General features: G+C 45.9%; 24 protein-coding genes and 1 tRNA gene. 16 read left to right on the top strand and 9 right to left on the bottom strand.

The window, feature by feature from the left end; all coding sequences use genetic code 11:
- Nucleotides 1-26: 26 nt before the first annotated feature.
- Nucleotides 27-503 (top strand): copper chaperone PCu(A)C, encoded by a 477-nt coding sequence (locus VC182_RS09445; RefSeq protein WP_216243913.1) that lies wholly within the window; start codon nucleotides 27-29, stop codon nucleotides 501-503.
- An 85-nt stretch (nucleotides 504-588) separates the two neighbouring features.
- Here VC182_RS09445 and ilvD read toward each other — a convergent pair whose 3' ends face one another.
- Nucleotides 589-2,280 (bottom strand): dihydroxy-acid dehydratase, encoded by a 1,692-nt coding sequence (gene ilvD, locus VC182_RS09440; RefSeq protein ID WP_215320294.1) that lies wholly within the window; start codon nucleotides 2,278-2,280, stop codon nucleotides 589-591.
- A 229-nt stretch (nucleotides 2,281-2,509) separates the two neighbouring features.
- Here ilvD and VC182_RS09435 point away from each other — a divergent pair, with 229 nt between their 5' ends.
- Nucleotides 2,510-3,139, top strand: coding sequence for a response regulator transcription factor (locus tag VC182_RS09435; protein WP_323485146.1), 630 nt, complete (start codon nucleotides 2,510-2,512; stop codon nucleotides 3,137-3,139).
- Nucleotides 3,140-3,217: 78 nt separating this feature from the next.
- Nucleotides 3,218-4,252, top strand: a complete 1,035-nt coding sequence (locus tag VC182_RS09430; protein WP_072583817.1) for a helix-turn-helix domain-containing protein — start codon at nucleotides 3,218-3,220, stop codon at nucleotides 4,250-4,252.
- A 34-nt stretch (nucleotides 4,253-4,286) separates the two neighbouring features.
- Here the strand turns inward: VC182_RS09430 and VC182_RS09425 are convergent, their stop codons facing one another.
- The 3 genes from VC182_RS09425 to ppa all read right to left on the bottom strand — a co-directional run bounded on the left by VC182_RS09425 (nucleotide 4,287) and on the right by ppa (nucleotide 6,883).
- Nucleotides 4,287-4,625 (bottom strand): P-II family nitrogen regulator, encoded by a 339-nt coding sequence (locus VC182_RS09425; protein ID WP_072583818.1) that lies wholly within the window; start codon nucleotides 4,623-4,625, stop codon nucleotides 4,287-4,289.
- A 70-nt stretch (nucleotides 4,626-4,695) separates the two neighbouring features.
- Nucleotides 4,696-6,315 (bottom strand): NAD+ synthase, encoded by a 1,620-nt coding sequence (locus VC182_RS09420; RefSeq protein WP_323485145.1) that lies wholly within the window; start codon nucleotides 6,313-6,315, stop codon nucleotides 4,696-4,698.
- A 31-nt stretch (nucleotides 6,316-6,346) separates the two neighbouring features.
- Complete coding sequence (gene ppa, locus VC182_RS09415) at nucleotides 6,347-6,883, bottom strand: inorganic diphosphatase (protein WP_072583820.1); 537 nt, start codon at nucleotides 6,881-6,883, stop codon at nucleotides 6,347-6,349.
- Nucleotides 6,884-7,065: 182 nt separating this feature from the next.
- Here ppa and VC182_RS09410 point away from each other — a divergent pair, with 182 nt between their 5' ends.
- Nucleotides 7,066-9,126, top strand: coding sequence for a sodium-translocating pyrophosphatase (locus VC182_RS09410; RefSeq protein WP_323485144.1), 2,061 nt, complete (start codon nucleotides 7,066-7,068; stop codon nucleotides 9,124-9,126).
- A 113-nt stretch (nucleotides 9,127-9,239) separates the two neighbouring features.
- On the opposite strand, the gene trxB is transcribed toward VC182_RS09410, so the two are convergent.
- Nucleotides 9,240-10,196: a thioredoxin-disulfide reductase gene (trxB, locus tag VC182_RS09405; protein ID WP_072583823.1), complete on the bottom strand. Its 957-nt coding sequence runs from the start codon at nucleotides 10,194-10,196 to the stop codon at nucleotides 9,240-9,242.
- A 39-nt stretch (nucleotides 10,197-10,235) separates the two neighbouring features.
- On the opposite strand from trxB, the gene VC182_RS09400 reads away from it, so the two are divergent.
- The 3 genes from VC182_RS09400 to serS are packed head-to-tail and all read left to right on the top strand — an operon-like array spanning nucleotide 10,236 to nucleotide 14,598.
- Complete coding sequence (locus tag VC182_RS09400) at nucleotides 10,236-12,548, top strand: DNA translocase FtsK (protein ID WP_323485143.1); 2,313 nt, start codon at nucleotides 10,236-10,238, stop codon at nucleotides 12,546-12,548.
- Complete coding sequence (locus VC182_RS09395; protein ID WP_323485142.1) at nucleotides 12,508-13,239, top strand: outer membrane lipoprotein carrier protein LolA; 732 nt, start codon at nucleotides 12,508-12,510, stop codon at nucleotides 13,237-13,239. The genes VC182_RS09400 and VC182_RS09395 overlap by 41 nt, the downstream gene beginning before the upstream one ends.
- A 48-nt stretch (nucleotides 13,240-13,287) precedes the next feature.
- Nucleotides 13,288-14,598: a serine--tRNA ligase gene (gene serS, locus VC182_RS09390; protein ID WP_323485141.1), complete on the top strand. Its 1,311-nt coding sequence runs from the start codon at nucleotides 13,288-13,290 to the stop codon at nucleotides 14,596-14,598.
- On the opposite strand, the gene VC182_RS09385 is transcribed toward serS, so the two are convergent.
- Both VC182_RS09385 and VC182_RS09380 read right to left on the bottom strand, forming a co-directional pair.
- Entirely contained in the window at nucleotides 14,595-15,017 is a 423-nt protein-coding gene (locus VC182_RS09385; protein ID WP_072583826.1) for a type II toxin-antitoxin system VapC family toxin, read from the bottom strand. The genes serS and VC182_RS09385 overlap by 4 nt on opposite strands.
- A complete protein-coding gene (locus VC182_RS09380; protein WP_072583827.1) occupies nucleotides 15,017-15,262 on the bottom strand; it encodes an AbrB/MazE/SpoVT family DNA-binding domain-containing protein in 246 nt (81 codons plus the stop codon). Before VC182_RS09380 ends, VC182_RS09385 begins: the two co-directional genes overlap by 1 nt.
- 136 nt (nucleotides 15,263-15,398) lie before the next feature.
- Between VC182_RS09380 and VC182_RS09375 the strand changes: the two genes are divergently transcribed.
- The 9 genes from VC182_RS09375 (at nucleotide 15,399) to phoR (ending at nucleotide 24,267) form a co-directional block, all read left to right on the top strand.
- A tRNA-Ser gene (locus VC182_RS09375) sits at nucleotides 15,399-15,488 on the top strand.
- A 121-nt stretch (nucleotides 15,489-15,609) separates the two neighbouring features.
- A complete protein-coding gene (recQ, locus tag VC182_RS09370; protein WP_323485140.1) occupies nucleotides 15,610-17,448 on the top strand; it encodes a DNA helicase RecQ in 1,839 nt (612 codons plus the stop codon).
- Between the two features lie 215 nt (nucleotides 17,449-17,663).
- The gene (gene pstS, locus VC182_RS09365; RefSeq protein WP_215357313.1) at nucleotides 17,664-18,686 is read left to right on the top strand and encodes a phosphate ABC transporter substrate-binding protein PstS; all 1,023 of its coding nucleotides are present in this window, start codon (nucleotides 17,664-17,666) and stop codon (nucleotides 18,684-18,686) included.
- Between the two features lie 73 nt (nucleotides 18,687-18,759).
- A complete protein-coding gene (pstC, locus tag VC182_RS09360) occupies nucleotides 18,760-19,746 on the top strand; it encodes a phosphate ABC transporter permease subunit PstC (protein WP_323485139.1) in 987 nt (328 codons plus the stop codon).
- Nucleotides 19,743-20,609, top strand: a complete 867-nt coding sequence (gene pstA, locus VC182_RS09355; protein ID WP_072583831.1) for a phosphate ABC transporter permease PstA — start codon at nucleotides 19,743-19,745, stop codon at nucleotides 20,607-20,609. The genes pstC and pstA overlap by 4 nt, the downstream gene beginning before the upstream one ends.
- Nucleotides 20,606-21,454 (top strand): phosphate ABC transporter ATP-binding protein PstB, encoded by an 849-nt coding sequence (pstB, locus tag VC182_RS09350; RefSeq protein ID WP_304442074.1) that lies wholly within the window; start codon nucleotides 20,606-20,608, stop codon nucleotides 21,452-21,454. The genes pstA and pstB overlap by 4 nt, the downstream gene beginning before the upstream one ends.
- 12 nt (nucleotides 21,455-21,466) lie before the next feature.
- On the top strand, nucleotides 21,467-22,174 hold the full coding sequence (gene phoU / locus VC182_RS09345; RefSeq protein WP_072583832.1) for a phosphate signaling complex protein PhoU: 708 nt from the start codon (nucleotides 21,467-21,469) through the stop codon (nucleotides 22,172-22,174).
- A gap of 16 nt (nucleotides 22,175-22,190) precedes the next feature.
- Complete coding sequence (gene phoB / locus VC182_RS09340; protein ID WP_216121361.1) at nucleotides 22,191-22,904, top strand: phosphate regulon transcriptional regulator PhoB; 714 nt, start codon at nucleotides 22,191-22,193, stop codon at nucleotides 22,902-22,904.
- Nucleotides 22,905-22,968: 64 nt separating this feature from the next.
- Nucleotides 22,969-24,267: a phosphate regulon sensor histidine kinase PhoR gene (gene phoR, locus VC182_RS09335; protein WP_323483926.1), complete on the top strand. Its 1,299-nt coding sequence runs from the start codon at nucleotides 22,969-22,971 to the stop codon at nucleotides 24,265-24,267.
- 3 nt (nucleotides 24,268-24,270) lie between these two features.
- Here phoR and VC182_RS09330 read toward each other — a convergent pair whose 3' ends face one another.
- Together VC182_RS09330 and VC182_RS09325 are read right to left on the bottom strand one after the other, a co-directional pair.
- Nucleotides 24,271-24,471, bottom strand: a complete 201-nt coding sequence (locus VC182_RS09330; protein WP_072583835.1) for a hypothetical protein — start codon at nucleotides 24,469-24,471, stop codon at nucleotides 24,271-24,273.
- A gap of 83 nt (nucleotides 24,472-24,554) precedes the next feature.
- Entirely contained in the window at nucleotides 24,555-25,031 is a 477-nt protein-coding gene (locus tag VC182_RS09325) for an MgtC/SapB family protein (protein ID WP_072583836.1), read from the bottom strand.
- Between the last annotated feature and the right edge of the window lie 414 nt (nucleotides 25,032-25,445).

Genomic DNA, 25,445 nt, shown 5'->3' with positions numbered 1-25,445 from the left:
GCTTATCAATTACCGGGAGAATATAAATGAAGACAAAATTATTAGTAACACTGTGTACCGTTGCAGGGATGGCTTTCGTAGGAACGACATGGGCGCAAAACGTTTCCAAAACCGTCACTACTAACGCTATCAAAATTGAAGATGCCTATACCCGTGCCACAGTTCCTGGACAGCAGGTAGCCGGTGGCTTTATGAAGATTGAAAACAAAGGCGCTGCTGATCAATTGATCTCTGCCAGCTCACCTGTTGCAGGTGAAGTGCAGCTCCATGAGATGGCAATGGAAGGTAATGTCATGAAGATGCGTCAAGTGAAGGATATCGCTGTGCCAGCAGGTGGCGCCGTTGAATTAAAACCTGGTGGCTTGCACTTAATGTTTATCAACATTAAAGCTCCATTAGCTGCAGGTGAAACCGTTCCCGTGAAGCTGAAGTTTGCTAAGGCAGGTGATGTTGAGGTCAAGATGCCAGTTAATGCAATGGGTTCTGGAGCTATAAAGCACTAAGTCAATAGATTGGGTGGTACACGTAATAAAAAAGCCCCTAGTTTTACCTGGGGGCTTTTTCTTTGAAGGCTTTTACTTAATTAACTTAGTCACCCAAGTTCAAGTCAGTTACTGCACCTTTGCTTGCAGTACTTGCAAGGCGAGCATACTTTGCCAATAGGCCACGAGTGTAGCGAGGCTTAGGCTGCACCCAAGCTGCGCGACGCTTCGCAATTTCTGCTTCATCAACGTTTAGCTGAATGAGTAGTTGATGGGCATCAATGGTTACCGAGTCGCCTTCATGAATGAGGGCAATCGTGCCGCCAACGTAGGCTTCAGGAGCCACGTGACCTACAACCATGCCCCAGGTGCCACCAGAGAAGCGACCGTCAGTGATGAGGCCTACAGACTCACCTAGACCTTGACCTACAAGAGCAGAGGTTGGGGCAAGCATCTCGCGCATGCCGGGACCACCTTTAGGGCCTTCATAACGAATTACAACGATGTCACCATCCTTGATCTTCTGGGCCATGATGGCTGCCATTGCATCATCTTCAGAATCAAATACGCGGGCTGGGCCAGTGATTGATGGGTTCTTGAGGCCGGTAATCTTAGCCACGCAACCCTCTGGAGAAATGTTGCCCTTCAAAATTGCCAAGTGACCTTGTTTATATAAAGGATTGTCTAAAGTGCGAATCACTTTTTGATCAGCGCGCGGTACAGATGGAACATCCTTCAATACTTCAGCAATCGTTTTTCCAGTGATAGTCATGCAATCGCCATGCAATAAACCGCCGTCAAGCAAGATCTTCATGACTTGTGGAATGCCACCAGCTTGATGCAAATCCGTTGCAAGGTAAGTACCAGATGGTTTCATATCCACGATCACAGGAACGCGTTTACGAATACGCTCAAAGTCATCGATTGTCCAATCGATTTCAGCTGCGCTGGTGATGGCCAAGAAATGCAATACTGCATTTGTGGATCCACCAACTGCCATGATCACACTGACAGCGTTCTCAATGGACTTCTTGGTGATGATGTCACGGGGACGCAAGTTATTTTTGACTGCTTCAACCAGTACGCGCGCTGATTCAGCAGCACTCGCTACTTTTTCAGCATCAACGTTCGCCATCGTAGAGGAGTAGGGCAAGCTCATGCCCAAAGCCTCAAATGAGGAGCTCATGGTGTTTGCGGTGTACATGCCGCCACAAGAGCCGCTACCTGGACAGGCATGCTGTTCAACACCCTTTAAATCTTCTTCACTCAATCGACCGGAAGTAAATTCACCAACTGCCTCAAATGCAGAAACAATATTGAGTTCCTTGCCCTTGTAATGGCCTGGTTTAATCGTGCCGCCATAGACATAGATGCCGGGCACATTAGTGCGGGCTAAGGCCATCATGCCGCCTGGCATGTTTTTATCGCAACCACCAATGACGACAACACCATCTTGCCAAAGACCATTGACACACACTTCAATGCTATCAGCAATCACTTCACGTGAGACGAGGGAGTACTTCATGCCCTCAGTGCCCATGCCGATGCCATCGGAAACAGTTGGTGTGCCGAATACTTGTGCTTTTGCACCGGCTGCTTCTAGAGCTTCAACAGCAGCATCGGCTAATTTTTGTAAACCACTATTACAGGGGGTAATAGTGGAGTGGCCGTTCGCAACGCCAACCATCGGCTTTACGAAATCCTTTTCTTCGTAACCCATTGCGTAATACATCGAACGATTAGGTGCGCGAGCGACCCCTTCGGTGACCATGCGCGAGCGTTCATTAAGGCGTTTCATGCTTATTACTCCAGAAAAGGTTTGTGTCGAAAGGCTCTATTGTGCCGTGAGATGGGTTAAGGGTGCTCTAGATCGATGAGCTCATCATAATTACTACAAATGTTGCACTGCAGTATGAAAATGCCAAAGAATTCATAGATTTAGGTCTAAATATTAGCTAAGGAGCTAATAGCTTAGTAAAAGAGGCTGCAGTACATTAAGTCATCAATCACTTTTTCCTTTGAATTCAATGACTAAAGTCGGCCACATATACCTAATTGATGATGACGAGTCGATGCGCATCTCTCTATCTAGAATGCTGCGTGAATTAGGCTATCTCGTCGATGACTATGCGTCTGCTACCGTTTTCTTGGAGAAATCAGTTCCAGTCTCACCGGCTGTCATTCTCTTAGATATGCAGATGCCAGATATGACTGGCCTTGATTTACAAGAAAAAATGCAAAAGTTAGGTCGTAAAACACCCATCGTATTTGTGAGCGGTCAAAGTCACCCACACCAAATTGTTCAAGGCCTTAAGCGGGGCGCACTAGATTTCTTATTCAAGCCATTTAATTTAGAGGAGCTCTTAAAGGCCGTGGCAGACGCAATTGACTTTGATAGCCGTCAGTTGAAGCGCGTTTCTTTAGATGTTGAAGCTAAGAAAGACTATGAAAGCCTCACTCCTAGAGAGCGTGAGGTATGCGGATGGCTTGTTAAGGGCCTTCTAAACAAGGATATTGCCGTAAAACTAGGAACCACGGATGCCACCATTAAAGTCCATAAGGCTAGGGTGATGGACAAAATGCATGCGGATTCCCTGCAAGTGCTGGTGAAGAAGTATCTTGAATCCAGCCTTGAGAACCATCCATTAAACACCTAGCTTTGTGGCTAATTACTCTTGTCCCATTTTGGTATTACTATCAATCTTATTAATTCCATATGAGATGGTTGCTGCGCAGTGAATAAACCGGTCAAACTCCCTGAGATTCGCAAAGAGGCATTTACTAAGGCTAGAGAAAGCCTTGGCCTCAGCACGAAAGATCTTTCGGGAATGGCCTGTCTATCTGTTCGCCAAATTGAGCAGATTGAGAATGGTGAAAGTAGCTCTTTTTACGGTGATCAAGTTAAATTCACAGCAACAAAAAAGGTAGCTGGATTACTCAAGCTCACACCTGAAGAGGCATTTGATTTTTCTGGTGTCGTGCAGCCTGTTAAAGCAGCTGATGTTGAAGAGAAATTTCAGGTGGAGACAAAAGCTTCTGCGGTAGAAAAAAAGGCAAAGACCGAAAAAGTAAAAGAAAAAGAGGCTAGCCCTGTAGCGGTAGAGAAAGTCGCAGAACCAAAACTAAAACCTGAGAAGGTCAGTGCTAGCAAATTCTCACAAAAAGCGATTGATTACAGCCAGAAATCAAAAGCTTCAGTAGGACCTAAAAAGAAACTTTTTTTACTGTTGGCAATTGGTGCGGCAGTGATTTTCTCTGTAGTGAACTTGCGCCCCCTATTTTTTCCCGAACCGGCTAAAGAAGAGGTGGTGATTATTCAAGAAGTAGCACAAGAGCCTGCGCCAGCAAATGCACCAGCAGAGCCTGTGACAGAGACTAAGCCAGCTCCAGCAACGGTACTAGAGCCAACTCCAGTAGCAGTTACGGCGGAATGCCCACCTGCAGATGCATCCGCACTCAATTACAAGCCCGAAGCCCCTAAAAAAGCGGGTGACATGGTTTATCTGCAATCAAAGACTGCGCAAACAGTATGTGTGGTGGATGCTACCGGTAAGACCCAGAATAAAACTCTTGAGCCAGGAGTTGGTGCAAGTGTTTATGGCAAGCCACCATTGAAGGTGCTTACTGGCGGTTTAAATCAAGTGGATTTGTATTACCAAGGTGCAAAGGTGCGTGTGGGTAGTACTGCTGGTAAAACAATTATTTTGGAGCCGGCTGAAATTATTCAGCCTGCAGCTCCATCAAACTCCACAGACTCTCAGTTGCGTTGATGGCCTGAGAGGTTCGCAGGTTTAATTCGTTGAATTAAACCGCAGCGTTATCAGTTTCACCGGTACGAATACGAATCACTTGCTCGACTGCAGTCACGAAAATCTTGCCGTCACCAATCTTGCCGGTACGAGCAGCTTTAGTAATTGCTTCAATAGCAGCTTCAACGCGGTCATCGGAAACTACTGCTTCCACTTTTACTTTAGGTAAAAAGTCGACTACATACTCAGCGCCACGATAGAGTTCAGTATGCCCTTTTTGACGGCCAAAGCCCTTAACTTCAGTAACGGTCAGACCTGTAACACCGACTTCCGCCAATGACTCACGAACTTCATCGAGTTTGAACGGCTTAATGATGGATGTAATTAATTTCATGTGTTCCCCCTAATTCAGTAATCATACCTAGATCTGTTCTGAACTACCAAAAACCGACCCGCTGAGCGTTCTAAGCTCTAAATTGGGAGGTGATGGGGTAGCGCCAGTCGCGGCCAAAGGCGCGCGTGGTTACACGGACCCCGGGTGGAGCTTGGCGACGCTTATATTCATTAAGCTTGATTAAGCGGGTTACTTTTTCTACGCTCTTAGCATCAAAGCCTGCGGCAATGATTTGAGCAATCGATTGGTTTTGCTCCATATAGCGCTCAACAATGCCATCCAGCACTTCATAAGAGGGCAGGCTATCTTGATCTTTTTGGTCTGGGCGTAACTCTGCCGAAGGTGCGCGGGTCAGAATTCGCTCCGGAATCACTGGCGTAATACTGTTGCGATAGGCGCACAGGCGATACACCAAAGTCTTGGCGATATCTTTAATGACTGCAAAGCCACCCGCCATATCGCCATAGAGTGTGCAGTAGCCGACTGCCATTTCACTCTTGTTGCCGGTAGTCAAAACGAGTCGACCTGTTTTATTGGATAGGGCCATCAGTAGGGTCCCACGCACGCGTGCCTGAATATTCTCTTCGGTAGCATCTACTTTTAAACCGGCAAATTGCTCAGCTAGAGAAGCTTCTAAAGCATCCACTGGCCCACTAATCGGAATCTCGTCGTATTGCACGCCTAAGTTCTTCGCCATCTCCCTTGCATCGATCCAGGAGATATCAGCGGTATAGCGAGAGGCCATCATGACGGTGCGTACCTTATCAGCGCCTAAGGCATCGACGGCAATTGCCAATACCAAGGCTGAATCTACGCCGCCAGATAGGCCAATAATCACGCCAGGGAAGCGATTTTTAGTGACATAGTCACGTACACCCAAGACCAGCGCTTGATAAGCCTGCGCCTCAACAGATTGGGGCAGGGTGATCAAACCTTTTTCTAGTTCTCCAGATGCTGTCACTGTAACAAGGCCTAGGCCGGTTTCAAACTGAGGCATTGCCATCACGACTTTGCCATCACTATTTAATGCAAATGAGCCGCCATCAAAAACCAACTCATCCTGACCGCCAACAGCGTTGACGTAAACCAGTGGCATTTTGGTTTGTGCAATATGCCCACGGAGCACTTCAATACGCAAGGCTTCTTTTTGCAGGTGGTAAGGAGAGGCATTGGGGACTAACAATACTTGTGCGCCAGCAGCATGAGATTGTTTGGCTGGACCTGCATGCCAGGCATCTTCACACAAGATAATTCCATAGCGAACACCTTCGCATTCAAAAACACAAGCTTGATTACCAGGTACGAAGTAACGAACTTCGTCAAATACTTCATGGTTAGGCAATTCTTGTTTTGCGTAGCCCGCAATGACCTTGCCGTTTCGTAAAACAGATGCGTGGTTTTGCAAACCTGCGGATGTTTGTTTGGGATGGCCGACGATGACTGTCAGATCAGAGTACTGAGCTAGCTCTTTCATCAAGAGCTCGAGCTGTAATTGTGCTGCCTCAATAAAAGCAGGGCGGAGGAGTAAGTCTTCTGGGGGATAGCCGGTCAGCGAAAGCTCAGGGGTTACAACAAGTTTGGCGCCTTGTGAGTAGGCGTCTAGAGCGGCTTTGTGAATGAGTTGCGCGTTGCCAGCCAAATCACCCAGTAATGGGTTGATTTGGGCTAAGGCAATTTTCTGCGTGCTCACTCCGAATCACAAAGCCTTTTCAATAAAAGAATTACTTGTTCTCTTTGTTGTAGCGCTCGATGCCTTCAAGAATTTCTTTATGAGCATCAGCAACGCCACCCCAGCCTTTAACTTTTACCCATTTACCTTTTTCGAGATCTTTATAGTGCTCGAAGAAGTGTTGAATTTGATTCAAGCGCAATGGGTTCATGTCTTCAGGTTTTTGCCAGTGTGTATAGATAGGCAAAATTTTGTCTTCTGGAACGGCCAATAATTTAGCGTCTTGACCAGCCTCATCTTCCATTTGTAAGATGCCAATTGCACGGCAGCTTACAACTACACCTGGAATGAGTGGGAATGGAGTAATTACGAGAACGTCAACAGGGTCGCCATCACCGGCAATCGTTTTATTGATGTAACCGTAGTTGCATGGATAGTGCATTGCAGTACCCATAAAACGGTCTACGAAAATTGCGCCGCTCTCTTTATCTACTTCATACTTGATTGGATCAGCATTCATTGGGATTTCAATAATGACGTTGAAGCTTTCAGGGATCTTTTTACCTGGCTTGACCTTTTCGAGACTCATAAATACTCCGAATAATGATTAGTAAATACCCTGATCCTAAAAAGGGAGCGCAGGGGTGATTCTGTTACATACTGATACAGCTTAAAGACCATAGTTTAAAGCTTTCGGAAACCAGGTCTACCTAAGTGCAGTTATACAAAACAATAAAGATTAACAAATGATTAACTTTGGGGAGTTCAAGCATGAGTAATGTCACTTTAGGCTTGTATTTTGCCTTGGCGTGCGGTGTCCTGGCCGTGATTTACGGTTTTGTGATGCGCAGCTGGATTTTGAAGCAAAGTACGGGCAATGCCAAAATGCAAGAAATTGCCGAGGCGATTCAGCAGGGGGCGGCAGCGTATTTGTCGCGCCAATATAAAACGATTGCTGTGGTTGGGGTGGTTCTGGCCATTCTTATGGCGCTCTTCCTTGATTTTGCGACCGCGATTGGCTTTGTCATTGGCGCTGTGCTTTCCGGCGCTTGCGGATTCATTGGTATGAATGTCTCAGTACGCGCAAACGTGCGGACAGCGGAAGCGGCCACCAAGGGTATGAACGAAGCTCTTAATGTGGCATTCAAAGGCGGTGCTATTACCGGCATGTTGGTAGTTGGATTGGGTCTCTTGGGTGTTGGCCTCTTCTTTATGTTCCTCGTATCGATTGGCGCTGGACAGGATCTCTCTTCCGTGTTGCATCCCCTGATTGGTTTGGCATTCGGTTCCTCTTTGATTTCGATCTTTGCTCGTTTAGGTGGCGGCATCTTTACTAAAGGTGCAGACGTCGGCGCTGACTTGGTCGGTAAGGTTGAGGCTGGAATTCCGGAAGATGATCCACGCAATCCTGCGGTGATTGCTGATAATGTTGGCGACAACGTTGGTGACTGCGCAGGTATGGCGGCGGACTTATTTGAAACTTACGCGGTTACGCTGATTGCAACCATGGTGCTAGGATCCTTAATGGTTTCTAGCGCACCAGTGGCTGCGATTATTTATCCATTAGTGCTGGGTGGCGTTTCTATCATCGCCTCCATCATTGGTTGCTCATTTGTAAAGGCAACTCCTGGCATGAAAAATGTGATGCCTGCTTTGTATAAGGGTCTGATCATTGCTGGTGGTTTGTCATTGATTGCTTTCTACTTTGTAACCAACTTCATCATGCCAGACGATGCATTAGGCATCCCCGGTAGCCAATGGCGTTTGTTTGGTTCAACTGTAGTGGGCTTGTTGCTTACAGCAGGTTTGGTATGGATTACCGAGTACTACACCGGTACCCAGTTCAAGCCAGTGCAGCATATTGCTGAAGCTTCAACCAAAGGTCACGGTACCAACATTATTGCTGGCTTAGGTATTTCGATGAAGTCAACTGCTTACCCAGTGCTCTTTGTTTGTGCAGCGATTTTTGCGGCGTATTGGTTGGCTGGTTTATATGGCATTGCAATTGCAGCAACAGCCATGTTGTCCATGGCAGGTATTGTGGTTGCGCTTGATGCATATGGCCCAATTACAGATAACGCTGGTGGTATTGCAGAGATGGCAGGCTTGCCACAATCTGTTCGCGATATTACCGATCCATTGGATGCGGTTGGCAACACTACTAAAGCAGTTACTAAAGGCTATGCAATTGGTTCAGCTGGTTTGGCATCGCTCGTACTCTTTGCTGACTACACCCATGCTTTAGAGGGTATGGGCCAACAAGTGTCTTTTGACTTGTCCAATCACATGGTCATCATTGGCCTCTTTATTGGTGGCATGATTCCTTACTTGTTTGGTGCGATGGCGATGGAAGCAGTTGGTCGTTGCGCTGGCGCGGTAGTAGAAGAGGTGCGCCGTCAGTTCCGTGATATCCCTGGAATCATGGAAGGTACTGCAAAGCCAGAGTACGGCAAAGCTGTAGATATGCTGACTTCTGCTGCTATTAAAGAGATGATCGTTCCTTCCCTCTTGCCAGTAGTTGCCCCAGTTGTCGTTGGTCTCTTGTTAGGGCCGGCTGCATTGGGTGGTTTGCTTATGGGAACTATCGTGACTGGCCTATTCGTAGCGATCTCGATGTGTACCGGTGGTGGTGCTTGGGATAACGCCAAGAAATATATCGAAGAAGGCAACTTCGGCGGTAAAGGTTCTGAAGCTCACAAAGCTGCAGTGACGGGCGACACCGTAGGTGATCCTTACAAAGATACTGCGGGCCCTGCCGTTAACCCACTCATTAAGATTATTAACATCGTGGCATTACTTATCGTGCCACTCTTGCCAATGGTCTCTCGTTAAGCAATGAGTAGTCATTAAATGCAGTAGCAATCAGACTGCAGCAAACAAAAACGCCTAGCAATGCTAGGCGTTTTTTTATTTCATACTTATTTAAAGTTCTGGGCAAATAAAACTTACTCCAAGGTTTCTAAGTAACGCTGCGCATCCAGTGCAGCCATACAGCCTGTGCCAGCACTAGTAATCGCTTGACGATAGATGTGATCTTGAACGTCGCCAGCAGCAAACACCCCAGGGATATTAGTAGCAGTGGCATTGCCTTCAAGGCCTGAATGGGTCTTGAGGTAGCCATTGTTCATGTCGAGCTGACCAACAAAGAGTTCGGTATTCGGTTTGTGACCAATTGCAATAAAGGCGCCTGTTACAGCAAGATCTTCAGTGCTGCCATCTTGTTTCTTGATGCGCACACCAGTTACACCTTTTTCATCGCCTAGAACTTCGTCGAGAGTGGAGTTCAGTTTCAGCTCCACTTTGCCTTCAGCAACTTTTGCCATGAGGCGATCATTCAAAATTGGTTCAGCACGGAACTTATCGCGACGATGAATGACAGTTACTTTTTTAGCAATGCCTGTCAGGTAGAGCGCTTCTTCAACTGCAGTATTACCACCACCGACTACGCACACATCTTGATTGCGGTAGAAGAAGCCATCGCAAGTTGCGCAACCAGAAACACCGCGACCCATGAATGCTTCCTCACTTGGTAAGCCAATATATTGAGCGGAAGCGCCAGTGGAAATAATCAAAGCATCGCAGGTATAGGTTCCGGAATCCCCAACTAGGCGAATCGGCTTTTCTTTCAGGGCTGCTGTATGAATATGGTCAAAAATGATTTCAGTATTAAAGCGTTCGGCATGCTTTAAGAAACGCTCCATCAGTTCTGGGCCTTGAACACCATCAGCATCCGCAGGCCAGTTTTCGACGTCAGTAGTGGTCATTAATTGACCGCCCTGAGCTAGGCCAGTGATGAGGGTGGGGTTTAGATTAGCTCGGGCTGCGTAGACGGCTGCTGTATAGCCAGCAGGGCCAGATCCGAGGATCAGAACTTTGGAGTGTTTTGGGGTATTTGTAGTCATATTCAAATTATAGATTTGCTTGATTACAATCGGTAGAACATGGCAAGAACCGCATACCCGAAGTCTAAGGCCCCAATAAGCCCCCAGCCCCCAGATAATGGCCCGCAGGGCAGGATGCCCCGCCTATTATTGGAGGCTCGCTGGTTCATCTCTCTAGGCTTGTGCCTGGGCTTATTTGCCATTTTGCTGACCTATTCCAAGGCTGATCCAGCCTGGTCCCATGCCAGTTTTGAGGCTCCCAAGAATCTGGGGGGTCGTTTTGGGGCCTATTTAGCCGATTTAATGCTGTATATCTTTGGTATTTCTGCCTTTTGGTGGGTTGCTCTCTTTGGGCGCCGCGTCTTAAATGGCTGGCGCGAGCTTTGGAGCATACCTTTGCCACCAGATCCAGATGCTAAGCCAGACTCTCTACTAATGCGTTGGTTAGGCTTTGGACTGACTCTCGTCTGCAGTATGGGTTTGGAGTCCATCCGTATGCATTCGCTGTCCTGGGAGCTCCCTAGACCTCCTGGCGGTATTTTGGGTGAGCTGATTGGTGATCCATTGCAAATGTCTCTTGGATTTACCGGTTCCACTCTGGTGCTCCTATTTGGCCTTTGTGCTGGCCTGTCTTTGTTCTTGCATTTCTCCTGGCTGGATGTGGCTGAAAAAGTAGGGCGTTTCTTGGAGGTGACTTATCACCGCATTCATGAACGTCGCGACAGCGAAGAAGACCGTAAGTTAGGTGAAGTTGCTGCTGAAGAGCGTGAAGAGTTTGTAGAAGAGTTCCGCGGACGCGTTGAGGTTGCAGCGCCAGTGCAAATCGTTCGTGCTCCAATTGAAATTCCGAAGAGTGCTCGTGTAGAGCGCGAGAAACAGCAGCCATTGTTTGTGGATATTCCAGATTCAGAATTACCACCGCTCGCATTGCTTGATCCAGTACCCGAAGCAAAAGAAACTATCTCTGCTGACGTGTTGGAATTTACTTCGCGCTTAATTGAACGCAAGTTAGCCGAGTTTAATGTTCAAGTAAAAGTGATTGCCGCCTATCCTGGCCCAGTAGTGACTCGCTACGAGATTGATCCAGCTATTGGTGTGAAGGGCAGTCAGATCGTGAATCTCTCACGTGACTTAGCACGCTCACTAGGTGTTGTCAGTATGCGTGTTGTAGAAACCATCCCTGGCAAAACTTGTATGGCTTTGGAGTTACCAAACCCAACACGCCAGTCGGTTTACTTGTCAGAGATTCTGACTTCGCAGGTTTATAACGACAACCATTCTTTACTGACTTTAGCTTTAGGTAAAGACATCTCTGGCAGCCCAATGGTGGCTGATTTAGCGAAGATGCCTCACTGCTTGGTTGCGGGTACTACCGGCGCTGGTAAGTCCGTGGGTATCAATGCCATGATTCTGTCGCTACTCTTTAAGGCTAAGCCTGATGAAGTGCGTTTGATCATGATTGATCCGAAGATGCTCGAGATGGCCATCTACGACAAGATCCCGCATTTGTTGTGCCCAGTTGTAACGGATATGAAGCAGGCATACAACGCACTTAACTGGGCGGTAAATGAGATGGAGCGCCGTTACAAACTGATGAGTAAGTTTGGCGTACGTAACCTAGCTGGCTTTAATAAAAAAATTCTGGAAGCCGAAGAGAAAGGTGAGAAGCTCACCAATCCATTTAGCTTAACTCCAGATGATCCAGAGCCAATCTATAAAGCACCGGTCATCGTCATCGTGATTGATGAGTTGGCTGACTTGATGATGGTATCGGGCAAGAAGATTGAAGAGTTGATTGCCCGTATTGCGCAAAAGGCTCGTGCTGCAGGTATTCATTTGGTATTAGCAACACAACGCCCTAGCGTTGACGTCATTACTGGTTTAATTAAAGCCAACGTACCAACCCGTATCTCATTCCAAGTCAGCAGCAAGATTGATAGTCGTACGATTTTGGATCAGCAGGGCGCGGAAGCATTGTTGGGTATGGGTGACATGCTCTATATGGCGCCAGGTACCGGTTTGCCAGTTCGTGTTCATGGCGCATTCGTATCGGATGATGAAGTGCACCGCGTAGTGGAGTGGCTCAAAGAGAAGGGCGAAGCCAACTATATTGATGGCGTCCTTGAAGGTGCTGACGAATCCAATGTGGATGCATTGACTGGCGAGGGTGGTGGTGAGGCGGATCCTCTTTATGACCAAGCCGTTGCTATTGTTCTAGAAAATAAACGCCCATCGATCTCATTAGTCCAGCGTCACCTGCGTATTGGTTACAACCGTGCCGCACGCCTACTCGAAGATATGGAAAAAGCAGGACTTGTATCTAAGATGGGTAATGGTGGTAATCGCGAGATTCTTCATCGCCCTTCAGAGTAAGGCAGCCATTTTGCAAAGATTCTTATCTGCAGTATTGCTTGGAACAGCCATTCTGTTTTCAGGCGCCGCTCATTCGCAAAGTGAAAGTGGTTCAGAACAGTTGCGTCAATTTGTACGGAGCTCCAAAACTGCAGAGGGAGATTTTGTGCAGCAACAGTTGCGCGCACCCAAAGCCAATGAGTCGCAAGACAAGGGCTTGAAAGTCCTCCGTCAAACCCAAGGTCATTTTGTGTTTCAGCGTCCAGGAAGATTTATCTGGGATATCCAAAAGCCTTACGAGCAAAAGTTAATTGCTGATGGCAAGCAACTAATCTTATGGGATAAAGATTTAAACCAGGCGACTTTTCGTCCAGCGGGGCAGGCCTTAGCTTCTACACCAGCAGCTATTCTGTTTGGTGAGACTTCACTAGAACAGCATTTTGACTTGGTTGAAGGCGAAGAGCGTTTAGGAATGAAGTGGGTAGCTTTGATTCCTAAAAAAGATCCCAATGCCAAGAATAAAAATGACCTGCCTTATACAAAGATCTCGATTGGCATGGCTAATGGCTTACCGAAAGCTTTGGAGTTAACCGATGGGCTTGGAAGCGTGGTCCTGGTGACTTTGGATAAGATCCAACTCAATGTTAATTTGCCCGCCAATCGCTTTACTTTCACTCCGCCAGCCGGAGCCGAAGTCTTGCGCTTAAACTAGAGCCCGTATAAAACTAAAACCTAGAACCCCTAATCTACAGAGCATCACATGATTGATCCGCAATTACTCCGTAAAGATATCGCCGCAGTTGCTGCACGTTTAGCGACTCGCAAATTCCAACTCGATGTTGAGAAATTCAATGCCTTGGAATCTGAGCGTAAATCTTTGCAAACCCGTACTGAAGAATTGCAAGCCAAGCGCAATCAGCTATCTAAAGCCATTGGCATGAAAAAAGGTAAGGGCGAGGATGCTTCTGCCGAGATGGCTGAAGTCGCAGACGTTAATGCTGATATGGAATCCGGTGCCGCAAGACTGGGTACGCTGCAAGCAGAAATTTCTGATTTCTTGATGGGCATTCCGAATCTGCCAGATGAGTCTGTGCCTGCTGGAAAAGATGAAACAGAAAACAAAGAAGTAAAGCGTTGGGGTGAAGAGCCTATTTTTGATTTTGAGATTAAAGATCACGTTGATCTCGGCGGTCCACTCGGTTTGGACTTTGAAGTGGCGGCTAAGATTAGCGGTTCACGCTTTGTAGTGCTCAAGGGGCCGATTGCTAGATTGCACCGCGCTTTGGCGCAATTCATGATTGATACTCATGCTACAGATCACCATTATCAAGAGGTGTATGCGCCTTACATGGTGAATGCTGCTTCTATGCGCGGTACTGGTCAGTTGCCGAAGTTTGAAGAGGATCTATTTAAGGTTCCCCGTCAAATGGGCGGTGAAGACGAGGGCGGTGAAGCTAAGACTGAAAACTTTTACCTTATCCCAACTGCAGAAGTGCCTGTAACGAATTTAGTCCGAGACGAAATCGTTAACGCAGATAGCTTACCAATGAAGTTTGTGGCTCATACACCATGTTTCCGTTCAGAAGCTGGTAGCTATGGTCGTGATGTCCGAGGCATGATTCGTCAGCATCAGTTTGACAAAGTTGAGTTAGTACAAATCACTAAGCCAGAAGATTCCATGCAAGCCTTGGAAGAGCTCACGGGCCACGCTGAGCGTATTCTGGAATTGCTTGAGTTACCTTACAGAAAAGTATTACTCTGCACCGGTGATATGGGTTTTGGTAGTACCAAGACTTATGACTTAGAAGTTTGGGTGCCTTCACAAAAAGCCTATAGAGAAATTAGCTCATGCTCCAGCATGGGTGATTTCCAGGCAAGACGGATGCAAGCCAGATTTAAAGCGGGTCAAGGCAAGCCAGAATTGGTGCATACCTTAAATGGTTCAGGTCTTGCAGTTGGTAGGGCGTTGGTTGCATTACTTGAGAACAAGCAACAAGTAGATGGCAGTATTGCTATTCCGAAGGCACTACAACCTTACTTAGGTGGCTTAGAGATATTAAAGCCGAATTAAATTAAAACGGCTTTAATTTTTACTCTAGCAACATTTTTTGCTAAAACTTTATCAAGAGTTGCCAAAGATTTAGATTTGAATTGCTTTGCGGCGGCAAGATGAAGTGCGTCGCCAGCCCTGAGATTTGATTTGCTATCAACAACTAAAATCCCAGCAGAGTAATACGTTTTGCTCTCAATGGGCATTAGTTCAATATCGTTTTGGCAAAGACTGTCAAATTTTTTCCAAGCTTCACGACTCTGTTTTTCAGTTATTTGATTGGTTCTGACCTTTAGACTAAGTGCGCTAGAGAATTCTGTAAATGCCCAAGTAGATGAAATCATTTTTGTGGAGCTGTTTTCATGCCACGTGTCAACAGCGTCACTCTTTTCTTCTGTTGTGCATAAAGCCACTAAGATACTGGTATCAACATAAATCATTAGTAGCGCGCCCCTGAGCGAACTTCATCCATCACTGATTTACCCATCTTTAAAGTAGCTCTAAATGCTCTAAGATCTGCTGCAATCGCTTTGCGATCTAATTTTTGCGGCCTAATAATTAGTGAACCATCCTTCGATAGGGTTGCTTCAACCTTATCCCCATCCTTTAGTTGGATTTCTTTAATGAATGCAGCGGGAATCCGAAGCGCTAGGCTATTACCCCACTTTGAAATTTGAATATTCATGTTTTAACCTCTTTAATATAGATATACATATATGTATATCTATATTAAAGAGACTGAGCTCTTTTGGCTAGCCATTTTTAAGTCAATATTGCCTATATGGCTTTATGTATCGCTGGCTATAATGATTTCTCGGTTCGGAGAGGTGGCAGAGTGGTCGAATGTACTTGACTCGAAATCAGGCGTAGGGTCAAACCTACCGAGGGTTCGAATCCCTCCCTCTCCGCCATTCAGACTCTATATTTGTTTGCATAGAGAAAATATTTAAAGGGCCCCGCGTGACGTGGGGCTTTTTATTTATACGTAGTTTGCAATCCGCAGGTATTGAATAAGACAAGGGAGCATTACTTTTGCAGTCGAGCCACCAAGTTCTTCATGATGTTTTTGGTTTTGATCAATTCCGTGGTGCTCAAGAGTCTATTGTTAGACATGTAGTGGCAGGAGGCGATGCTTTGGTTCTCATGCCCACCGGCGCCGGTAAGTCGCTGTGCTATCAAATTCCCTCGCTTGTTCGACGTGGTGTAGGCGTAGTAGTGTCGCCCTTAATTGCACTAATGCAGGATCAAGTTGATGCATTAACCCAGTTAGGAGTTAAGGCTTCATTTTTAAACTCTAGCTTGGATGCGTCCACATCTCAAAAGGTCACTAGTCAATTGCTGGCTGGAGATCTTGACTTAATCTACGTGGCGCCTGAACGCCTAATGAATCCTGGTTTTCTATCAATCCTTGATAGGCTCAATGCGGGCCCCGGAATTGCCTTGTTCGCGATTGATGAGGCGCACTGTGTTTCTCAATGGGGTCATGATTTCCGCCCAGAATATCGTCAGTTAACTGTTTTGCACGAGCGATTCCCTAAGGTGCCTCGTATCGCCTTAACAGCTACTGCGGATGCGCCAACTAGAGCAGAAATTGTGGAGCGTCTGTCGCTCGAATCTGCCGAGCAGTTTGTCTCCAGCTTTGATCGTCCCAATATTAAATATCGAGTTCTGCAAAAGCAGAGTACTAAACAACAGTTAGAGCACTTTTTAGATGCGGAGCATGCCGATGACTCGGGAATTATTTATTGCCTATCGCGTCGCAGTGTAGAAGAGACTGCTCAATGGTTGGTAGGCCGCGGCTGGGATGCTATGCCGTATCACGCCGGTTTAAGTGTCGAAACACGCAGTGCTAATCAAAAACGTTTCTTACGTGAAGAGGGTGTCATCATGGTCGCAACCGTAGCTTTCGGCATGGGCATTGATAAACCTAACGTACGCTTTGTAGCTCATCTAGATCTTCCAAAAAGCATGGAAGGGTATTACCAGGAAACAGGGCGTGCAGGACGTGATGGCTTGCCCGCAAATGCCTGGATGGCCTATGGATTTGGGGATGTAGTTAGCTTGCGGCAAATGGTGGATTCTGGCGAAGCTTCTGAGGATCGTAAGCGGGTAGAGCGCCAAAAACTCAACGCACTACTGGGCTATTGCGAATCCACAACATGCCGTCATCAAACAATCTTGCGCTACTTTGGAGAGATGCATCCTGGTGGCTGTGGGAACTGCGATAACTGTCTAGAGCCCGTGGCGACTTGGAATGCCACACAGGAAGTACAAAAGGCGTTGTCCTGTGTTTATCGGACAGGCCAGCGTTTTGGTGTGACCCATTTAATTGATGTCCTCCTTGGTAAGGTTACCCCCAGAGTGAAGCAGTACTTTCATGAGCAGGTTAGTACCTTTGGAATCGGTACAGAACTCAATCAGGCCCAATGGAATAGCATTTATCGTCAATTGGTAGCAGGCGGCTATTTAGATGCGGATATTGCTCTGCATGGTGGCTTAAAGTTAGTCGATGAGATCGCATTACCCGTGTTACGTGGCGAGCAAGAGGTTTGGTTGCGCAAAGAAACGGGCTACTCCAAGACTAAGGCTACGAAATCAGGAGCAAAGAAAAGTTCTACGCATCCCTTTAGTAATGTTGCAGATGGAAAATTATGGGAGGCACTCAAAGCGAAGCGCACTGAGCTGGCACGTGAGCAAGGGGTTCCACCCTATGTGATTTTTCATGACAGTACTTTGCTGGAGATGGTTAGGTCTACGCCAAAGACCTTAGATCAATTTAGCTGTATTGGCGGGGTGGGGCAGGCCAAATTAGAGCGCTATGGCGAACACTTTATTGAAGTCATACAGGAGAACCTAGCGAATCCCGCATAAATCTCTATATTTACTGGGGTTACTATTAAATGAATTTCGTTCATTTAACGTGCTTGATAGCATTTCTATTAAAAGTGATTTGAGTGATTAATGCCTCTAGGCATGCAAAAAACGCTGTTTTTGGGGTGTCATAGAGCCGTCATATAGCTGTCACATTCCATCCGTATCGTTCTTATATCGCGCTGTTGCGCATATTCAATCTAAGGACGAATTAAATGAAATCTTTTTTGAAAAAAGCCCTCGTTATTGGTGCTATTTCTCTTGCTCCAACAGCATTCGCTGTGGAGATGACGGGTGCTGGTTCTTCATTTATTTACCCAGTTCTAAGTAAGTGGGCTGAGTCCTATAAAGCCAAAAGTGGTGACAGCTTAAATTATCAGTCGATTGGTTCTGGCGGCGGTATCAAGCAAATTAAGGCAAAAACTGTTGATTTTGGCGCTACTGATGCTCCATTAAGTTTTGATGATCTGCAAAGCCATGGCATGGTTCAGTTTCCAGCAATTATTGGCGGTGTAGTTCCTGTAGTGAACATTGAAGGCATTGGTCCTAACCAGTTGAAACTTTCTGGTGACCTATTGTCAGATATTTTCCAAGGTCAAGTAACTGATTGGAGCGACAAACGTGTTGCCCTGCTCAATCCTGGTGTGAAGATTCCTTCTGGCCCAATCACAGTTGTTACTCGTGCTGATGGCTCTGGTACTACGGCAATTTTTACCAGCTTCCTTTCTAAAGCAAGCAGCAACTTCAAGGATGCCGTTGGTTTCGGTGCGCAAGTTAAATGGCCAGCAGCTTCAACTGTAAGCGGTAAGGGAAATGAAGGCGTTGCTGCAAACGTTGCACGTATTAAGAACTCTGTTGGCTATGTTGAGTACGCTTACGCCAAAAAGAACAATCTGAGCTACACGCAGGTTCGCAATGCTGATGGCGTAATGGTATCTCCAACAGCAGAAGCATTTGCTGCTGCATCTGCTGGTACAGACTGGTCTAAATTTCCTGGAATGAATACTTTCATTACCTATGCATCAGGCGCTAAAGCATGGCCAATCACAGGCGCAACTTTTGTGGTGGTTTACAAAAAGCCTGAGAATAAAGTACAAGCCGCAGCAGTACTGAAATTCTTTGACTATTCATTCAAGGATGGTAAAAAAGCTGCTTCAGAGTTAGATTACGTCCCAATGCCTGATGCAACCGTGGATTACATTCGCAAGCAGGTTTGGTCGCAAGTTGACTCTAAATAATAATTATTTTTATTATTATGTTTTTAACGACCCTGTTGTTCAGGGTCGTTTTTCTACTTAAGTTAAGCATAGAATGAATACTCTAGAATCTTCCGGTGCTCCGACGCTCATGGCTTCAAGAATTGCGCGACTCCAGCGGGTTCAGGATTTTTTATTCCATCGCGTTACCCAATTTTTTTCTCTATCGGTGTTATTCGCGCTATTAGGAATTATTGGCTCTTTGTTCGTAAATGCATGGCCTGCCTTGCAAGAGTTCGGCCCCCAGTTTTTTATAACCTCGAACTGGGATATTGTTAATGGCGAATTCGGTGGCTTGATAGCAATTTATGGAACATTAGTTTCTTCAGCGATTGCATTGTTGATTGCTGTCCCCCTGAGTTTTGGTATTGCCTTTTTCTTAACAGAAATTTGCCCTCCATCGCTCCGCCGCCCTCTTGGTACGGCAGTTGAGCTATTGGCTGCAGTGCCTTCCATCATCTATGGCATGTTTGGTTTATTTGTTTTTGCCCCAATATTTGGCGACTATATTGAACCTGCTCTTCAGGCTACTTTAGGTCAAATTCCACTAATTGAAATCCTGTTTTCAGGAGCGCCCAATGGCATTGGTATGTTGTGCGCCGGATTAATTCTTGCCCTCATGATTTTGCCTTTTATTGCCTCTGTGATGCGTGACGTATTTGAAATTGTTCCACCGGTTCTCAAGGAATCGGCCTACGGAATAGGTTGTACAACCTGGGAAGTTGTCAGAAATATTGTGTTGCCTTATACAAAGGCAGGCGTCATTGGCGGTGTGATGTTAGGTTTAGGTAGGGCACTCGGAGAGACTATGGCAGTCACCTTCGTGATTGGAAACGCCCAACGTATTTCACCATCCCTCTTTGCGCCAGGTAGCTCTATTGCATCGACTTTAGCAAACCAATTCGGTGAGGCGGAAGCTGGTTTGCATTACTCTTCGCTTTTTGCCTTGGGGCTAGCGCTATTTTTTATTACATTTATTGTTCTAGCCTTTGCTAAATGGCTTTTAATTAGCATGGAGAAAAAACAAGGGCTTAAATCATGAGTTCCAATGTTAATTTGGATATGGCAGTATTTGCCCGTCGTAAGAGAGCAAACAAAATTGGATTAACTCTCTCTATGCTAGCTATGGCCATTGGTATGGCTAGCCTTATTTGGATTCTCAGCATCCTTTTTATTAAAGGATTCTCTGCCATTAATTTGAATATGTTCACAGCAAGTACTCCTGCCCCTGGCACTGAAGGCGGGGGTTTAGCCAATGCCATTGTGGGAAGTCTCTTATTGGTTGGCTCATGTACCTTTATTAGTACACCTGTTGGAGTCCTGGCTGGCCTATATTTATCAGAATACGGGGATCGAAGCAAGGTTGCCTCTCTTACCCGTTTCGTGACTGACATTATGCTTTCCGCACCTTCGATTGTGATTGGCCTGTTTGTTTATGCCTTATATGTTGCCAAGGTTCAGCATTTCTCAGGATGGGCTGGGACCGTAGCATTAGCTTTGATTGCTATTCCGGTAGTTGTACGCACTACTGAAAATATGTTGCGTTTGGTTCCTGGTAGCTTGCGAGAAGCCGCCTATGCATTAGGGACTCCCAAGTGGAAAGTGGCCTTTATGGTTACTTTACGTGCTGCGCAAAGCGGCATCATGACAGGAATTCTGTTGGCATTAGCTCGGGTTAGTGGTGAAACAGCGCCTTTACTATTTACCGCCCTAAGCAATCAGTTTTTCTCAACAGATATGAATAAGCCTATGGCTAATTTGCCGGTGGTGATTTTCCAATTTGCTATGAGTCCATATGACAATTGGGTTAGCTTGGCCTGGGGTGGATCTCTCCTGATTACCTTTGCGGTGCTGGGTTTGAATATTTTGGCGCGCGTTGTATTCCGTGACAAGGTGCAGGGATGATGAGCAATATGAGAACAATGTTTGACTTAAATAAGATTGATGGTCAAGGGGGTAGAGTGGATACGGTAAACCAAGAGCCGAAAAAAACGGCTATTAATGCTATTGAAGTGCGCGATTTGAATTTTTACTATGGCGCATTTCAGGGATTAAAAAAGATTAACTTAGATATTGAGCAAGGCAAGGTAACTGCTTTTATCGGTCCATCAGGCTGTGGAAAATCCACCCTACTGCGAACACTAAACCGGATGTATGACCTCTATCCAGGTCAACGTGCTGAAGGCGAAATTAACTTCTACGGTCAGAATATTTTAGAGCCTGGACAGGACCTGAACTTATTGCGTTCTCGTATTGGTATGGTTTTTCAGAAGCCAACTCCATTTCCAATGTCTATTTATGAAAACATTGCTTTTGGTGTTCGTCTCTATGAAAAGCTTTCCCGCTCTGAAATGGATGAGCGCGTAGAGTGGGCATTGAATAAGGCAGCCTTGTGGAATGAGGTGAAAGATAAGTTAAACCAGAGTGGTTTATCCCTTTCTGGTGGTCAACAGCAGCGTTTATGTATCGCACGTGGTGTAGCGGTCAAGCCTTCAGTGATTCTTCTGGATGAGCCAACATCGGCTTTGGACCCTATTTCTACTGGAAAAGTGGAAGAGTTGATTCATGAGCTCAAAAAGGACTATACGATTGCGATCGTGACTCATAATATGCAGCAAGCAGCGCGTGTATCTGACTATACGGCCTATATGTATTTGGGCAGCATGATTGAGTACGGCAAAACGGACGAAATATTTATTAAGCCTAAGCGTAAAGAGACCGAAGACTACATCACCGGCCGCTTCGGTTAATTGGAGAAATATATGCCAGATAAACACCTATCATCACAATTTGATGCCGATCTCAATTCTCTTTCAAGCCGCTTGCTTGAAATGGGCGGTCTAGTTGAATCCCAAATCGCAACAGCGATGCGTGCTTTTACCCAAATGGATCTCGATACCTGCAATGTAGTGATCGAAAATGAAAAGTTAGTCAATGACTTAGAGATTCAGATCGACTTGGCTTGTACTGAACTGATTGCACGCAGACAACCAACTGCTCGAGACTTGCGTTTGGTAATGGCAGTTTCTAAAGCCATTACCAATCTAGAGCGTGCTGGTGACGAGGCTGAGCGCGTTGCTAAGCGCACTAAGCGCTTAATTGAATCCGGCTTGCCACACAATATTAACGTTGCAGAAATCCGTCTTTCAGGTCAAATGGCAATTTCCTTATTGCGTCGTAGCCTAGATGCTTTTGCTCGTCTAGATACGATTGCAGCGGCCGATGTGGTCCAGGAAGACCGTCAGATTGATGAGGAGTTCAGGGGCTTTGTTCGTAAGCTCATCACCTATATGTCTGAAGATCCACATATGATCAGTACAGGCTTGGATATGCTGACGATTGCGAAGGCAATTGAGCGTATCGGTGATCACGCCAAAAATATTGCAGAGTTCGTCATCTACATTGCTAAGGGGTCTGATGTACGTCACATCCCGCATGAAGATTTAGTCCGCGAAGCCAACAGACAATAATTAGGGGCCCCTAATAATGACTCACCGCATACTCATAGTAGAGGATGAGCCATCAATTGCAGAATTGATTGCGATTAACCTGTCACATGCAGGCTATGAAGTTGAAAAGGCCATGCAAACTGATTTGGCATTGACGATGATGAAGGATCAGCTGCCTAATCTGATCATTTTGGATTGGATGTTGCCCGGCAAATCTGGCGTCCAGTTTGCAAAAGAGCTGCGCTCTAATGAACGCACTAAGGCATTGCCGATTTTGATGCTGACCGCCAAAAGTGAAGAGTCTGATAAGGTTCTTGGTTTGGACTCGGGCGCCGATGATTACGTTACTAAGCCATTTTCACCAAAAGAATTGGTGGCTAGGGTGAGGGCAATCCTACGGAGGCAGATGCCGATCGAGGATACTGGTCCACTGACTGTTGGTCCATTAAAGTTGGATCCAAGCTCTCATCGTGTACTGGCTATCTGGCCGAATCAGGAGTCTAAATCCATTGCTCTTGGGCCAACAGAGTTTCGATTGCTCCAGTATTTCATGGCTAATCCTGAGCGTGTTCACTCTCGGGGCAGCTTGCTGGACAAGGTGTGGGGTAGTGAGGTTTATATTGAAGAAAGAACAGTCGACGTTCATATTAAGCGCTTAAGAGCAGCTCTCGCTCCGTTTGATTGTGACCGCTATATTGAGACGGTGCGTGGTAGCGGCTACCGCATTACCAAGACTCCAACCGAATCTTAAGCCCGTATTTCTCTATTTTATTGGGAATCTCCAGGGATTTTTGGAGATGCTCTAATATTGCATCATGCTATCTGTGCTCACCCGTTTCTTTGTCATTATTTGCGTCGCATTTGTGTTGGCGTTCACAACATTGTCTTTATGGGGTGCGCAGTGGGCTATCGCAGTGGGAATATCTGTACTCTCCATTCCGCTGGTCTACGCTTATATCAACTTAGCGCGCCTGAGAAAATATACCCTTGCTGATTCTGTTGAAAGCATGCCCTTACCCAGTGGCTTTTGGGAAGAGGTATTTTTTAGGCTTCAGCGTCTCGTCAGAAACCTAAAGCAACATATCCGAAGTATTGAGCAGCAACACGAGCACTTTATTGAGGCATTCCAGGCCTCCCCCAATGGAATTGTCATGCTCGATGAGAGCGACCAGATTGAATGGTGTAACGGTATTGCGGAGAGATTCTTTGGCCTCATCTTTAAACGCGATGTCATGCAGCGCATTAATTTTTTGATACGACGCCCAGAATTCATACAGTATTTAAATAAGCGTAATTTTGATGAGCCTTTATTGATGGAGCGCATGGGGCCCGATGGTAGCTTGAGTTTGATGTTGCAAGCCTTTCCCTTTGGCCAAAAGCGCCATCTCCTCTTGGTGCAGGATGTAACCGATTTGCAAAAAGCGGATGCCATGCGTCGTGATTTCGTAGCAAATGTTTCTCATGAAATGCGTACACCGATTACTGTATTAATGGGCTTTCTGGAGACCGTCCAATCCCTGGATCTCAAGAAAGACCAGCAGGATCAATACTTTGAAATGATGATGTCGCAGGCACAGAGGATGAAGAGTTTGGTTGAGGACTTATTGACCTTGGCAAACCTCGAGTCAAATGCATTACCAGCCACAAATACGGTAGTCAAAGTAGAGACTTTAATGGCGCTTCTGAAGAATGATGCTGAAGCGCTTTCTCAAGGTAAGCATGCATTTAATTTTGTTGTGAATTCCAAGCAGAATTTATTGGGCGATGAAAGAGAAATTCTTTCTGCATTCAGTAATTTGGTATCTAATGCCATTCGCTACACGCCTGATATTGGTTCTATCGGTGTTGAATGGAATGTTAACGAGCAAGGGCAGGGTGAGTTCTCGGTTACTGATACGGGTCCAGGCATTGCATCTGAGCACCTATCAAGGTTAACTGAGCGCTTTTATCGTGTAGATCGAAGCCGATCAAGAGATACCGGTGGAACGGGTTTGGGATTGGCTATTGTGAAGCATATTGCCAATCGGCACCAGGCTCAGCTGATAATAGAAAGTACTCCGGGAAGAGGTAGTAAGTTTATGCTCCGATTCCCTAAAGAGCGCGTTACTTCTTAAGCCTTAATCTTTTTTCTTTTTCTTCTTCTTTTTGGATTCTTTAGGTAGCTTCTCGGCTTTGCCGTTGGCATAAAGACACCAAACCTTAATTTCCTCAAGCAGTTCTACTAGATCTTCATGGGGGAGGTTTTTTAAGTCCGCCAATCCAATGCTGCCAGACTCTTGTAATTGTTTTACAGCGTCTTCGTATAGGTATTTGCTCATATTTTTTCAACTAAGGATCAAGATGGGGCCAATCCTAGCAAACTAATATGACAAAACTGCTTTTTAAGGCCTCAATACGGGTTTTAGTCTGGATCGCTAGATACTTCGGAGCTCCGCTTGATCCCATTAAGCCTGGCGACAAACCTTTCAAGGGGGCCACCAATGACTAATGTCAGTAGGATGGCGCCCAAGCTAAGAACTCCCAGGGCAAATTGACCCGCCCCAAAAGCAGCACCAATTAAGGCGCAAGACCAAATACTTGCTGCGGTAGTTAGTCCGTGAATTTTTTGTAATCTTTGTTCGCGAATGATGACCCCAGCCCCTAAAAATCCAAGGCCGGTTATCAGGCCTTGTAAAACACGGCTAACAGATTGCGCATCATCTTGAACAAAATCACTGATGAGTAATACTGCAGTTGCAGAACCAATGGCTACTAGCGAATGTGTACGAATGCCTGCGGGTTTGTGATGAAGCCAGCGATTTAGGCCCAGTATGGTGCCTACTAACAAAGCCAAGCCTAGTCTTAGGGCAATGGCCCCATATATTTCCCATTGAGTCATATGACTTCCCTTTAACAATCAGACTTCTTATAACTTCAGTGTATATCAGATGCTTTGATTGGTCACAAATAAGCCATCACCTTGACATGTTTCAAAGTCACACTAGTCATGAAGGTGTTTTGGAATAATTCTTTAAACAAAGGGATGACGCGATGAAAAAATTTCTTATGATGGTTTGGCAAACATGGTACGAAGCAAGACGAGCTTATGCAAAGCGCTACGTCTTTCATAGGCTGGGCAGTTGAGTTGAATGCCAGCTTTATTGGGCTTCTCACTTTGCATATTAACGTAGATTCAAACACGAAGTGCAACACGGTTTAAGGACTGCATAAATACTTCATTGGGGGTTTTAAATCCTAATCGTTTTCTAGGTCGGTTGTTTAAACGGTCCTGGATCATTCTAAGCTCCTTATC

The sequence above is a fragment of the Polynucleobacter sp. AP-Nickl1-40-C4 genome (assembly GCF_035012665.1).
GTDB lineage: Bacteria > Pseudomonadota > Gammaproteobacteria > Burkholderiales > Burkholderiaceae > Polynucleobacter.
This window is presented reverse-complemented; position numbering and strand designations above follow the sequence as displayed.